This window comes from Chimaeribacter californicus (assembly GCF_002858675.1).
In the GTDB taxonomy this organism is placed as follows: domain Bacteria; phylum Pseudomonadota; class Gammaproteobacteria; order Enterobacterales; family Enterobacteriaceae; genus Chimaeribacter; species Chimaeribacter californicus.
Map to the genome: position 1 here is coordinate 35,166 of NZ_PJZF01000017.1, position 13,248 is coordinate 48,413.

Annotated in this window: 14 protein-coding genes and 1 pseudogene; 12 read left to right on the forward strand and 3 right to left on the reverse strand. The window is 60.1% G+C overall.

Going from position 1 to position 13,248, the window contains the following annotated elements:
* Positions 1 to 36 precede the first annotated feature (36 nt).
* From CYR55_RS17090 to CYR55_RS17130, 9 genes are all read left to right on the forward strand, one after another.
* Positions 37 to 996: a PDR/VanB family oxidoreductase gene (locus tag CYR55_RS17090; protein ID WP_101817567.1), complete on the forward strand. Its 960-nt coding sequence runs from the start codon at positions 37 to 39 to the stop codon at positions 994 to 996.
* Positions 993 to 2,222 (forward strand): amidohydrolase family protein, encoded by a 1,230-nt coding sequence (locus CYR55_RS17095; protein ID WP_101817568.1) that lies wholly within the window; start codon positions 993 to 995, stop codon positions 2,220 to 2,222. Before CYR55_RS17090 ends, CYR55_RS17095 begins: the two co-directional genes overlap by 4 nt.
* Entirely contained in the window at positions 2,212 to 2,667 is a 456-nt protein-coding gene (locus tag CYR55_RS17100; RefSeq protein WP_101817569.1) for a RidA family protein, read from the forward strand. The genes CYR55_RS17095 and CYR55_RS17100 overlap by 11 nt, the downstream gene beginning before the upstream one ends.
* A gap of 14 nt (positions 2,668 to 2,681) precedes the next feature.
* Positions 2,682 to 3,560: a creatininase family protein gene (locus tag CYR55_RS17105; RefSeq protein WP_101817570.1), complete on the forward strand. Its 879-nt coding sequence runs from the start codon at positions 2,682 to 2,684 to the stop codon at positions 3,558 to 3,560.
* Between the two features lie 13 nt (positions 3,561 to 3,573).
* Positions 3,574 to 4,545 (forward strand): ABC transporter substrate-binding protein, encoded by a 972-nt coding sequence (locus CYR55_RS17110; RefSeq protein ID WP_101817571.1) that lies wholly within the window; start codon positions 3,574 to 3,576, stop codon positions 4,543 to 4,545.
* Positions 4,542 to 5,378: an ABC transporter ATP-binding protein gene (locus tag CYR55_RS17115; RefSeq protein ID WP_101817572.1), complete on the forward strand. Its 837-nt coding sequence runs from the start codon at positions 4,542 to 4,544 to the stop codon at positions 5,376 to 5,378. Before CYR55_RS17110 ends, CYR55_RS17115 begins: the two co-directional genes overlap by 4 nt.
* A complete protein-coding gene (locus CYR55_RS17120; protein ID WP_101817573.1) occupies positions 5,375 to 6,172 on the forward strand; it encodes an ABC transporter permease in 798 nt (265 codons plus the stop codon). The genes CYR55_RS17115 and CYR55_RS17120 overlap by 4 nt, the downstream gene beginning before the upstream one ends.
* Positions 6,173 to 6,228: 56 nt before the next feature.
* On the forward strand, positions 6,229 to 7,617 hold the full coding sequence (locus CYR55_RS17125) for an FAD-binding oxidoreductase (RefSeq protein ID WP_101817574.1): 1,389 nt from the start codon (positions 6,229 to 6,231) through the stop codon (positions 7,615 to 7,617).
* A 104-nt stretch (positions 7,618 to 7,721) separates the two neighbouring features.
* The gene (locus CYR55_RS17130) at positions 7,722 to 8,993 is read left to right on the forward strand and encodes an outer membrane receptor protein (RefSeq protein WP_101817575.1); all 1,272 of its coding nucleotides are present in this window, start codon (positions 7,722 to 7,724) and stop codon (positions 8,991 to 8,993) included.
* A gap of 106 nt (positions 8,994 to 9,099) precedes the next feature.
* Here the strand turns inward: CYR55_RS17130 and CYR55_RS17135 are convergent, their stop codons facing one another.
* A complete protein-coding gene (locus CYR55_RS17135; RefSeq protein ID WP_101817576.1) occupies positions 9,100 to 9,804 on the reverse strand; it encodes a B3/B4 domain-containing protein in 705 nt (234 codons plus the stop codon).
* 43 nt (positions 9,805 to 9,847) lie between these two features.
* On the opposite strand from CYR55_RS17135, the gene CYR55_RS17140 reads away from it, so the two are divergent.
* The gene (locus CYR55_RS17140; protein ID WP_101817577.1) at positions 9,848 to 10,450 is read left to right on the forward strand and encodes a helix-turn-helix domain-containing protein; all 603 of its coding nucleotides are present in this window, start codon (positions 9,848 to 9,850) and stop codon (positions 10,448 to 10,450) included.
* 45 nt (positions 10,451 to 10,495) lie between these two features.
* Here the strand turns inward: CYR55_RS17140 and CYR55_RS24235 are convergent, their stop codons facing one another.
* The gene (locus CYR55_RS24235; RefSeq protein ID WP_420912737.1) at positions 10,496 to 10,789 is read right to left on the reverse strand and encodes a helix-turn-helix transcriptional regulator; all 294 of its coding nucleotides are present in this window, start codon (positions 10,787 to 10,789) and stop codon (positions 10,496 to 10,498) included.
* Positions 10,790 to 10,894: 105 nt separating this feature from the next.
* Positions 10,895 to 11,410: pseudogene (locus CYR55_RS24240) on the reverse strand (AraC family transcriptional regulator); the annotation flags it as partial.
* A gap of 164 nt (positions 11,411 to 11,574) precedes the next feature.
* Between CYR55_RS24240 and CYR55_RS17150 the strand changes: the two are divergent.
* Positions 11,575 to 12,342, forward strand: coding sequence for an SDR family NAD(P)-dependent oxidoreductase (locus CYR55_RS17150; protein WP_101817579.1), 768 nt, complete (start codon positions 11,575 to 11,577; stop codon positions 12,340 to 12,342).
* A 107-nt stretch (positions 12,343 to 12,449) separates the two neighbouring features.
* Positions 12,450 to 13,220 carry an alpha/beta fold hydrolase gene (locus tag CYR55_RS17155; RefSeq protein WP_101817580.1) on the forward strand — a complete coding sequence of 257 codons (771 nt, stop codon included), beginning with the start codon at positions 12,450 to 12,452 and terminating at the stop codon, positions 13,218 to 13,220.
* The last annotated feature ends 28 nt before the right edge of the window (positions 13,221 to 13,248 follow it).

Here is a 13,248-nt window from a genome sequence, read left to right on the forward strand (position 1 = left end):
TACGGCTGATGACATCCCTGTATAAGCAGGCCAGGTATGAAGAAGACAGAGAACCTGACTGTCACCGTCATCGCAAAGCAGTCCAACGGTGCAGGTAATATGTTATTGACGCTGGCCGGGGCCGGCACCGATCGGCTGCCGTCTTTCACCCCGGGCGCGCATATCGATGTGGTGATCCCCGGCTGCGGCAAACGGCAATACTCGCTGTGCTCAGAGAGGGCGGACAGGCAGCGCTACCAAATCTGTGTGCGCCTGGATCAGCTGTCGACCGGTGGATCCCGCTGGTTGCATCAGCAGCTTAAGGTGGGCGATCGCCTGCTCATCTCTGCGCCACGCAACCATTTCCCCTTACCCGATGCGCCGCGAACCTTGTTGTTTGCCGGCGGTATTGGCCTGACGCCGCTGTTATTAATGGCGGAAACGCTGGCGGAACGCCGGGCGGAATTTACCCTGCATCTTTATCTCAAACGGGGTGATGAACTGGCCTTTGCCGGGCGTCTGGCCCAGCTCGGTGAACGCGTGGTGATCCACTACAGTCAGGAAGGCGACAGCCTGCGCCGGCAGGTGCCGGCAGAGCTGACTCACCCCCATCACAGTGTGCTGGTCTCCTGCGGCCCGGCCGGTTTTACCGATCATTTGCATCAGCTGGCGGCACACTATGGCTGGCAGGCCGGTCAACTGCATAGTGAGCGTTTCTCGCCTGTACCCACAACGCAATCGGTTGCTGGCGATCGCTTTGAGGTGGAAATTGCCTCGTCCGGTGCGCGTTATGCCATCGGCGCGGATCAGAGCATCGCTGACGTGCTGGAAGCGGCAGGCATCAGCATTGAACTCTCCTGCGGGCAGGGCATGTGCGGTGCCTGCATTACCGGGGTGTTATCGGGCCGGCCGGATCACCGCGATGAGGTGCTGAGCCAACAAGAACGCGCGGCCAATGACTGCATCGTGTTGTGTTGCTCGCGCGCTCACTCCCCTTTGCTGGTGCTGGACTTATGAACGCTTATCCGGGTGCGACAGGCGCACGGTTACCGCGCTGGCTGCTGCCGGACAACTGGCCGATACAGGATGCTCAGCCACAGCGGGCAACCCTGCATTTTCATGCTGAAGGCCTGCAGTTTGAGCCCGACAGCGCTCACCCGCCCGCTGGCTATCTGGCGCTGAATGGCGCGCTGGTACTGCCCGCGTTAATCGAACCACACGCCCACCTGGATAAAACCTTCACAGTACAGCGCAGCCCGGCGCAGCAGCCAGGTTTACTGGCCGCGATTGCCGCCCTGCATCGGGACCGCGAGCACTGGAGCGCTGACGATCTACGGCGGCGCGCCACCCAGGCGCTGCACTGGGCGGTGGAAGGCGGGGTGGGCTTGCTGCGTACCCATATCGACTGGTTTTCCCCTGATGCGCCGCCGGCCTGGCAGGTCATCGGCGGGCTACGCCATCCGCTGTGTGACATCGAACGTGTGGCGCTGGCCCCCCTGACCTTCTTCGCAAATAGCCGCGATGCACAGCATATTGCGGCGCAGGTGGCCGCAAGCGGCCGGGGGGCGTTACTCGGCGGCTTTATTCACAGCAGCAACTGGGATGCGCAGGCCTTTGAGAACCTGCTGCGGGCCGCCGATCAATGGCAACTGGACATCGATCTGCATATTGATGAAGAGCTCAATGCCGATGCGCAAGGGCTGCGCCAACTGGCGCACTATTTGCAGGAGTCTCCGTTTAACGGGCAGATCACCTGCAGCCACAGTTGTGCCCTTTCTCAACAGGCGGATGCGCACCAGATCCTGGATGTGCTGGCACAGCAGCGCGTCACGTTGATCGCGCTGCCGCTGACCAACCTGCTGTTACAGGACGCAGTGCCGGGCCGCACCCCGCGCCTGCGGGGGTTGACGCTGGTGAAAGAGGCGCAGGCGCGCGGCATTCCGCTGTTACTGGGCGCCGACAACGTGCAGGACGCGTTCTGTCCGGTGGGGAGTTATGACCCGCTTGACACCCTGTTCAGTGGATTACTGAGCCTGCAACTCGGCGCGGCGTTTGATGAAGCATCCGCGCTGATTTGTCAGCGCAGTGCGTTACATGCTGGTGCAGCGCCGATCGGCAACGATGTGGTGGTATTTCCGGATGCCGATATCGCGAGTTGGCCATTACGCCAACGGCGGCGTTACCGGCTGAAAAATGGTGTGCGTTATGCCCTGACGGCAGGAGAACAAACGGATGGCGCTTGATGAAGGAGCGGGAAAACCGCTGGCAAAATACGCTGCGTGGCGACGCGCGGGCGACTTTATTTTTCTGTCCGGCATTATTCCGGTGAACCCGCACACCGCCACCATTGTGCGCGGCTACGCGGATATTCCGGAAAATGCACAACAGCTGCTCGGGCGTACCGGTGAATTCTCTACGGACAGTAAAGAAGGCCCTGTTCTGGCGCAGAGCTGGTACGTGCTGGAGAGCGTCCGCACCACCATCGAGAGCGCGGGCGGCCAGATGAGCGATGTATTCAAACTGGTGCAGTACTTCCGTAACCTCGACCACTTTCCCCAGTACAGCCGGGTGCGCAAGCTGTTTTTCCCTGATGCAGCACCGGTCTCGACCATCGTGCAGGTGAGCGAGATGCTGCCGAGCCCGGACGTTTTAATCGAAGTTGAAGCCACGGCGTGGTTGCCCCAATAACACGAGGAATCAAAATGTTGCATGGTTATATTCCGGCAAACCGCTTTTTGCCGTACCTGAGCTGGACTGATATTGCCACGCTGGACAATAAAGCCAACACGGTGATTGTGCTGCCGACCGGCGCGATTGAGCAGCACGGCCCGCATCTGCCGTGCGCGGTGGACAGCGTGATTGCCTCCGGCGTGGTCGGTCATGCCCTGGCGCGCTTACCGGCTGACATTCCGGCCTACGCCATCCCACCGATCACCTACGGGAAATCGGACGAGCATCTGCACTTTCCCGGTACGCTGACCCTGACCGGTGAAACCCTGCTGCACACCATTCTTGAGATCGGCGAATCCCTGTACCGCGCCGGCTTCCGCAAGTTTCTGATGGTTAACGGCCACGGCGGTCAGCCGCAGCCGTTGCAGATGGCGGCACGTGAACTGCGGCTGCGCCATGGCGATATGATCGTCATTATGCAGGACACCTTCAAAGTGCCGAACTGCGCCGAAAGCTTTATGGATGAGAAAGAGCGCCAGATGGCGATGCACGCCGGCCACGCAGAAACCGCCCTGATGATGGCACTGGCCCCGGACACCGTGCAGATGGATAACGCCGTCGCCAACTATCCGCCGGCCTTTCCCTGCCCGACGCTTTCCGCGCATAGACCTTTAGCGGCCTGGGCCTCCTACGACTTTGGCCCGAGCGGCGTCATCGGCGACCCGCTGCCCTCCACGCCCGAACAGGGCGCAGCCATTCTTGACTCCCTGGCCGAAAGCTGGGCGCGGGCGATCACAGAGGTGCATCAGATGGTCTGGGTAACGCGGGACGAACCGGCCTGGGGCAAAGGGCAGTGGCAGGGAAAAGTGTTAGATCACAACGACGCAGCATCACTCTTACAATCGCGCTAATCGGGGATCGGCTATGAAAAAAACATTGAGTATCGTTGGCGCGCTTTCACTGGCCATGTCGGCCCAAAGCATGGCGGCGGAGAAATTTACCTTTATCACCAACTGGTACGCACAGGCTGAGCACGGAGGCTTTTATCAGGCGCTGGCGCAGAATCTGTATCGCGATGCCGGTCTGGACGTCACCCTTAAAATGGGTGGCCCGCAAGTGCATACCATGCAGCTGATGGCGGCAGGCCAGGCAGACTGCATTATCAGTGACAATATGCAGGCGCTGCAATCCTGGCAGCAGGGCGTGGAAGCCGTGCCGGTAGCCACCACCTTCCAGCACTCGGCGATTGCGTTTATTACCCACCCGGATGTGAAAAATCAGGCCGGTTTGCAGGGTAAAACCTTCCTGCTGGCGGCGGAGGCGTATACCTCGTACTGGCCTTGGGCGCAGCAGGTTCTCAACCTGAAAAAAGCACGCGTCCGTCCTTACACCTTCAGCATCCAGCCATTCCTGGCGGACAAAAACCTGGTACAGCAGGGTTATATCACCTCAGAGCCTTTCGCCGTGCGCAAAGCCAATGCCGAGGCCAACGTATATCCGATCAGCGACTGGGGCTATCCACCGTATGGCAACAGCATTGTCTGTATGAAATCCACCCTCGAAAAACGCCCGCAGGCGGTCGCGGCCTTTGTGAAAGCCTCGATGCAGGGCTGGAAAAACTATCTCCAGGATCCGACGGCGGGAAACAGGCTGATCAAGCAAGAGAACCCGCAGATGAGCGATGAGCAGATCGCGTTCGGCATTGCACAGATGAAGAAATACCAGATGGTGACCGGCGGCGATGCGCAAACCGCAGGCATCGGCATCATTACTGAACCACGCCTGAAACAGACCTGGCAATTACTGGTGGACAACAAGCTCATCGACCCGGCCAAGGTGCCGTTCGAAGGCAGCTATAACCTGAAATTCATTCAGGACGTGAAGGTTATACCATGAGCAGCACCAGCCGCATCACACTGATAAACCCCGACCGGCCGCGGGCGCCGCAGCCGGCGGCTCTCCCCGCGATTGAGGTGCTGTCAGCGGAGAAAATCTACCCGAACGGCACGCGCGCCCTGTTGCCGGTCGATCTCACCATTCGCCAGGGCGAATTTGTTTCGCTGCTTGGCCCCTCCGGCTGCGGCAAAAGTACCCTGCTGAAAATGATTGCCGGGCTGATTGAGCCAAGCGACGGAAAACTGATGCTCTTCCGGCGCGATCGCCGTGAAAGCCAGCGCGATGTGCCGCTGTCGTTTGTGTTTCAGGAGGCGACACTGATGCCCTGGAGCAACGTGCATAAAAATGTGCGGTTGCCGCTGGATCTGGCGGGCGTGCTGCGTGCCGAAGCTGACACGCGCGTGCGTGAAATCCTTGAACTGGTCGGCCTTGAAAAGTTTGGTCACGTGCTGCCGCGCGAGCTGTCCGGCGGCATGCAGATGCGCGTGTCTATCGCACGCGGGCTGGTTACCCGGCCGAAAGTCCTGCTGATGGATGAACCGTTCGGGGCGCTGGATGAAATCACCCGCAACAAACTGGACAGTGATTTGCTGGATTTATGGCAGGAGCAGAAGCTCACCGTGGTGTTTGTCACCCACTCGATCCAGGAGGCGGTCTTCCTGTCGCAACGCGTCATTATGATGGCGGCGCGGCCGGGCCGGGTGGTGGATGACATCCGCATTGAGACCACCCTGACGCGCGATGACGACTTCCGCGTCAGCCAGCCGTTCACCCACTATGCGCAACAACTTCAACGCGGCCTGTTTGCAGCCAGCCAGGAGAGTAAATCATGAAACCGTTAGCGGCAAATCGTCAATTTCAGCAGTGGCTGTTCCCGACGTTGGTCGCCATCGCCATGCTGCTGCTGTGGCAGTTTTTGGTCACCGCGCTCAATGTGCCGGCCTTTCTGGTGCCCTCCCCGCTGGTGGTGGCGCAGAGCCTGATGCAAAATTTCCCCACGTTGTTTATGTCGTTGTTGTACACCTTAAAAATTACGGTGTTCTCCTTTGTGCTGGCGATTGTGATTGGGTCGGCGGTGGCCTTTTTACTGGTGCAAAATCGCTTTATCGAAACGGCGCTGTTCCCTTACATCGTCTTTTTACAGGTGACGCCGATTGTCGCCATTGCGCCGCTTATCATCATCTGGGTAAAAGACACCACCCTGTCGCTGGTGGTATGCGCCACGCTGATGGCGGTGTTTCCCATCATTTCCAACACCACGCAAGGCCTGCGCAGCGTGTCGCCCGGGCTGCTGAGCTATTTCCACCTCAACCATGCCTCGCGCCTGCAGATCCTGCTGAGGCTCCGTATCCCTTCAGCGCTGCCCTATTTCTTTGGTGCGCTGCGCATCTCCAGCGGCTTGTCACTGATTGGTGCGGTGGTCGCGGAGTTTGTCGCGGGTACCGGCGGTACCGATACCGGCCTCGCCTATCAGATTTTGCAGGCCGGCTACCAATTGAATATTCCGCTGATGTTTGCCGCGCTGCTGCTGATTTCCCTGGCTGGGTTCCTGCTTTTCGCCCTGATGTCCTGGCTGACCCGCCGCGTCCTGGCCGCCTGGCATGAGAGCGAGCTCAGCCCAACCTGATCATTTTTTAACTGTATCTTTTTTAACCACCTCTTTTTTGACCACAGGAAAAAAATATGTCTGATTCTGATCGCCGGTCAGCACTGGCGGCGCTGGTCGCGGCGTTGCCTGAACTCGACTGGATTAAAGACGCGCCGAAAGTGAAACGCCTGTCGCGTGATTTTCATTGGTTCAGCCCGGTGCTGAAACCCCAACTGGAACATACCTTCGCCGAGCTGGCCGTGCGCCCGCGTGACGAGCAGGAGCTGGCGGCCATCGTCGCAGCCTGTGCCAAACAGCGGGTGCCGCTTAACCTGCGCGGTGGGGGTACCGGCAATTATGGCCAGCTGATCCCGCTGGATGGCGGCGTAATGGTGGACATGACCCGGCTGAATGCGGTGATCGCCATGGGGCAAGGGACGGTGCGCGCACAAGCCGGTATTCGCCTTGGCGATCTGGAATCACATACCCGCCCGCTTGGCTGGGAGCTGCGCTGCATGCCCTCAACCTGGAAGCTGGCAACGCTCGGGGGATTGTTTGGCGGCGGCTTCGGCGGGGTGGGCTCGATCAATTACGGCCCGCTGGCCGCGCCGGGCAATGTGCTGTCGGTGCGCATCATGACCATGGAAGAAACCCCGCGGATTCTGACGCTACAGGCGCCGCACGCGCTGCTGCTGCACCACGCGTATGGCAGTAACGGCATCGTGCTGGAGATCGAACTGGCGCTGGCACCGCGTCACGACTGGATTGAGCGTCTCGATACCTTTGCGGATTTCCCCGCCGCGATGGCGTTTGCCGATGCGCTCGCGCGTTCGCCTGGCCTGGTGAAACGTCAGATCGCGGTTTTTGCTGCCCCGGTGCTGGACTATTTTACCGATCTGGCACAGGCAGGGGTGGCCGGGCGTCACGGCGTGATCTCCGTGGTCGGCAGCGAAAGCGATGCGCTGTTGCCTTCTCTTCTGACGCAGCATGAAGGCCGGAATGCGCTTCATTTTGCCCAGGGTGAAAATACCGGCCATTCGCTGATTGAATATTGCTGGAACCATACGACATTACAGGCGCTGAAAACCGACAAAACCCTGACCTATCTGCAAACCGCCTATTCACCGGAGAATTACGCCCGGCAGGTGCTGGAGATGGAAACGCAGTTGTCAGATGAAGTCATGTCGCATATTGAGTTTCTGCGCGATATGGATGGCGCGCTGACCTGCAGTGGATTACCGCTGGTGCGCTATAGCGGGGAAGATCGCCTGAACGCGATTATGGAGAGTTATCGCAGCAACGGCGTAAAAATAAATAACCCTCACGTGCTTTATATTGAAGACGGCAAACAGGGTAAAGTGCGCGCCGATGTGGTCGCGATGAAACGCGCCTGCGACCCATATAATTTGCTGAACCCGGGAAAACTCCGCGGCTGGGAAGTCCGTGACACGCTGCCGGATGTGCATATTCCAGGTGTAAATTAATTTTTTAAGCGCTTATTTACGCAAAGCCGGCTGCCGGATAATGGGCATCCGGGCGGCTGCGCGTTGCTCTCTTACCATGGGTCTATTATTCAGGACATATTTAAATGAAAACACTGAAAAGTGCAGGGTTGATTGCGCTGTTTTTACCTCTGTCTCCGGCTGCATTAGCAGTAACAACAAGCAATATCAGCGCTTGTCAGCATGACGTCACGGGGGTCGACACGTTCACGGATATTTTTACCTGCGGCACGGTGAGCGGCAGTTTACGGACGCTCTATTATTCCACCCATAATGCGTATTTTTCCAAAGGGTTTAATCAGGACACTGCCAGCTACGGCGGCAGCCTGAAATATGAAACCGCCCCGGTATATGGATTTCGCGCCGGCGTCAGCGCCATTTTTCTGCGCGGTATTGACCATCCTGATGAAGCACATACCATCAGCGATATCGGCAATAATCAAACCAATATTGGTGAGGCCTATTTAACCTGGCAGCAGGGTGATTTTAAAATTACCGCAGGCGACCAGCGTATTAATATTCCCTTTGTGGGGGATTATGACTGGCGTATTACGCCGATTCTTTTCCGTGGGGTGGATACCAATTACGGCGACAGCACCAATTATTTACATGCCACCAAAGTCTGGCGTTATAAACCGTGGGGCAATGATCAGTTCCTGGGCACCACGGCATATAGCGATATTGATGAACCGACTAACGGCATGTGGGCCGTCGGCGGCGGGCGCGGTACGCAGTGGAACGGTAAAAAACTTACCGGGCAGCTATGGTATGAAGAGTACGCGGACTATTCGCGGGTGGTCTATGGCGAGAGCCATCTGCACTGGCAGGAGGCGCTGTTCCAGCCGGATGTCGCACTGCAATTTATACGCGGAACCAGCGACGGCAAAGCGTTGGCGGGTGACGTAAACAGCACCTCGTACGGTGCGCAACTGGCGCTGAGCTTCACCTCTGACCTGAGTTGGAAGCTGAACTATGACCATATCACCGGCGGCGCCGACAGCTGGAACAACGGCTCGCTGGTGGTGCCTTACGCACACAACAGCTCATCCGGCCCCTATTTCGCCCAGCCGTTCTTTACCAGTACGCAGGATTTGGGCAGCGGTAATGCCTATTCGACCAGTGTGAATTACGTGCTGAATGAAAACCTGTCGTTAGGCACGCAGTATTCCTTTATGGATCTCAAACCCTCGGTGTCATCCGCCAGCATCAATCAGTCGGAATATCTGGTGTATTTCACCTGGGCGCTGAGCGGCGTGCTGAAAGGGCTGAGCCTGAGCGATTTTGCCGGGGTGCAAACATCGCCGCTGTATGACTCTCATTTCTGGCAAAACCGGTTGACCCTGCAATACGACTTCTAGATAACTGTCCGGCGTAGAGCGCAGGCCTCGCCTGCCTTGACGGTTTCCCGCCCGATTGGGCGGGGCCTGACAAAACGGGCGCTCCGGGTGACGCTGTCACCTTTTGTTAACCGGCGTCCGGCTGCGTAAACCCAATAAGCTGTTTCTCGATCACGGCGCCGGGCATCATCTGTTGCAGCCCGGCCATCAGCTGCTCACCTGCCGCCTGCAGCGCCTCCAGCGGCATCTCCGGCAGGCTTTCCAGAATGAACCACATCTGTGTTGCGTCTGCACCCAGCCGGGTACGCACACCCTGCCGCCAGTTCCAGCGCCGACAGGTCACGCCGGAGTCATCCCGCCAGATAACCTCGCCCGGCTCCGGGGACTCGTGCGCCGGTTCGCCCTGTTTCAGGGTATCGAACAGCTCGGTGCCGTCGGCCAGCGTCAGGCGCGGCGCGCCGTGGTAAGCGGTGATATTCTCCCCGCCGACCGGGATGGCAAAGCGGATGCTCACGGCGTTATAGAGATCCACGACCGGGTCAATGCCCGGCAAACTGCCGTCCCGCAACACACGCTTGCGCAGTGCTTCGGCGGAACAGGGGGTGCGCTTCGGCTTGGCACCGAAACGTTTGAACACCTCAGCCCAGGCAGCGAGATGGGCATCCGCCCAGGGGGCCTCTCCGGCAACCACCGCGTCACACGCCTCGGTTAACGCGGCTTCGGCCACTTCCGGGTGCAGCAGGGGCGCGGCCTCGACGGTAATACTCAGGGCGCGGAAGCCGGGCGCAATGGCGGCGAGCGCGGGATCGATTGACGGCTGAACAGTAAACATCGGATAATCCTTTAATGACTAATTTATTACATGATAATGACCGATGACCAAAAAAGTCAATAAACCGACCGGGGCGGGTGCGGATGTCCGGCAGGTCAGCGAAGCGGTCTCCCGGCGGATCAACGCCTGCCGTAAAAGCCGGAAACTCTCACTGGATGAGCTGTCGCGCCGTGCCGGGGTCAGTAAAGGAATGCTGGTGGAGATCGAAAAAGGCACCGCTAACCCCAGCATCGCGATTTTATGCAAGATCGCTGCGGCCCTGGGTCTCTCGGTGGCGGACATCGTCAACGTCGCGGATACCCCGGTCGCGCACCTGATCACCGAAGATGAGATGCCGGTGCTGTGGCACGGCCCGGCGGGCGGCTCGGCGCGGTTGCTGGCAGGCACCCAGGGCCCGGACATGATCGAGTTATGGCGCTGGGAACTGTTCCCCGGTGAGGTTTTCTCCTCGCCCGGCCACCCGCCCGGCACGGTGGAGCTGTTCCACGTTGAGCAAGGCGTGCTGGCGTTCCAGGTGGGCGACACCCACTTAACCATTGCGGCGGGGTGCGCCGCCGTGGCAAAAACTGACCTTCCGCATCAGTATGCCCACACCGGCGATGAGCCGGTAGTGTTTACCCTGAGCGTCACCGAATTGCACGCCTGAGACTCAGCCCGGGGTTCTCTCACTATCAGGCCGAGGCGTTGACGGTCACCCCTTTTCGCGCAGGTTGACGCCCGCATCCGGCGGCTGCAGGCGGACGATGTCACGCCGCGGCGGCGCACCGAACAGGCGGGCATACTCGCGGCTGAACTGCGATGCGCTGGCGTAGCCGACGGCAAAGGCCGCGGATTCCGCGGAGATGTTGCCGGTCAGCATCAGCCGCCGCGCTTCCATCAGGCGCAGCTGTTTCTGGAAGGTGAGCGGCGTCATCCCGGTCAGCGCCCGGAAATGGCGGTGGAACGCCGACGGGCTGAGGCCGGCGATCGCCGCCAGATCGCTGATGCGTACCGGCTCTGCAAACTGCGTCCGCAGGGCGTGCACGGCCCCGGCCATCCGGCGCTGCGGCCCGGTTCCGGTGATCCGCTGCGCCAGCGCGCCGCCATGCGGCCCGGTCAGCAACCAGTAGCCTACCTCCCGCATGATACCCGGGTAGAGCAGCGGTATGGCGTCAGGGTTGTCCAGCAGGCTCACGGCGCGGGCCGCGCATGCCAGCAGCGGCGCATCCAGATCGACCACAAAGGCGCCGTTGTCTTCCGGCGGCGGGGGCAGCATCGGGAGCGTTTCACAGACTTCCCGCATAATGGCCTGATCCAGCGTCAGCACGAGGCTTAAATAGGGCGACGCGTCATCACCCTCCACCACCTGGCTAGTGCCCGGCATCTCCAGGCCCACCACCATCGCCTGCCCGGCGCGATAGGTGAGTTTCCGCTCACCAAACGCCGTCCACTTTTCCCCCTGCACCACGATGCACAGAGCGGGTTGGTGGAGCAGGTGCGTGGGGTGCCGGTCGGTCTTCGCCTGCAACATTATCATCCCGTCGATGGCGGTATAAAACGGGCTATGGCCGCCCAGCCGGGCAATCTGTTTGCAAAGCGTTGCCCGTAAATCCTCCAGTCCCTGCATCTTCACTCCTGTTGCGGTGCCATAAAACGCCTGTGGCGGTGATATAAACAGAAACAGGAAGTACCACGCCGGGCAGGATCAGGCAAGAACCGGGTAGGTTCAGGTATTACGCCGCCCGGCGGCCGGGCATAGAGTAAGCCTTTCCCCTGATTCGGAGAACAGCCATGCACCACACCCCCTCTTCCCCTATTGCACTGGTCACCGGCGGCAGCCGGGGCCTTGGCCGCAGCACCGTACTGGCGCTGGCCGCCCGGGGCGTCTCGAGCCTCTTTACCTACCACACCCGGCAGGACGAGGCGCATAACGTCATTGACGCCGCCCGGCAGGCCGGCGCGGACGCCCTCGCCCTGCCGCTGGACACCGGTGCCTGCGACACCTTCGGCGCGTTTGCCGGCTCGGTGCAACAGGCGCTCGCCGGCTGGGGCGCTGACCGCCTTGACTATCTGGTGAACAATGCCGGCATCTCGCACCACAACACCCTGGCGCAGACCACTGAGCAGGAGCTGGACCGGCTCTTCGCGGTGAATTTCAAAGGCGTGTTTTTCCTGACGCAAACGCTGTTGCCGCTCATCAAGGACGGCGGGCGGATTGTGAACCTCTCCAGCGGCCTGACGCGTTTCTGCGTGCCGCAAAGCGGCCCCTATGCCGCGCTGAAAGGCGCGCTGGAGGTGCTGACGCGTTATCAGGCACAAGAGCTGGGGCCGCGGCGGATCGCCGTGAACACCGTGGCACCGGGCGCGATCCAGACCGATTTCAGCGGCGGCACGGTGCGCGACAACCCGGAGGTGAATGCCTTTGTGGCCGGGGCCACCGCGCTGGGCCGGGCGGGTTTGCCGGAGGACATCGGGCCGCTGATTGCTGCCCTGCTCTCTGACGCAGGCCGCTGGGTCAACGCCCAGCGCATTGAGGCATCCGGCGGCATGTTTTTGTAAGCGGCCTGTTTGTCATGATTTTGTCATAACTGGCTCATGCTGTTGTCAGCACGCCCTTTGTAGACTCGTTGTACTCTTTTGATCACGACGAACTACGAGGAAACAGCATGCGCAACCTGCATAAAAATCTGAAAACCGGCCTGCTGGCGGGAGCATTGATACTGGCAGCCTCCGCCACCAGCGCCTATGCGGCCCCGGTCAAAAATGTGGTACTGGTACACGGTGCCTTTGTCAGCGGGGCGGGCTGGCAGCCGGTCTATAATATCCTGACCCGCGACGGTTACCACGTCACGCTGGTGCAGGAACCCCTTACCAGCTACCGCGAGGACGTTACCGCCACCACCCGCGTGCTGGCAAAACTGCAGGGCCCGGCGATTCTGGTCGGGCACAGCTATGGCGGCGCGATCATTACTGAAGCGGGTAATGATCCGCATGTCGCCGGGTTGGTGTACATCGCCGCCCATGCCCCCGAGGAGGGGGAATCGGAAGCGGCCAACGGCAAAAAATGGCCGAACAGCGCCCACCCCTTTGAACGCTCCCCGGATGGCTTCCTGACCATTGACCCGGCGGTATTCCACGCTGACTTTGCAGCCGATCTGCCGCGCAAACAGGCTGAGTTTGAGGCCCATGCCCAGATCCCGACCGCTGCCGCCGTCTTTACCACGACGATCACCCATCCCGCCTGGAAAACCAAACCGAGCTGGTACATGGTGGCAAAAGCCGACAAAATCATTAATCCTGAACTGGAACGGATGTACGCCAAACGTGCTCACAGCCATACGGTAGAGATCGACGGTGCCAGCCATTCAGTGTATGAATCTCACCCACAGGCCGTCGCACAACTGATTGAAGAAGCGGCCCGGCTCGCGCAACCCTGAAGGCGGCGTACCGCGCCGGGCCAGGGGG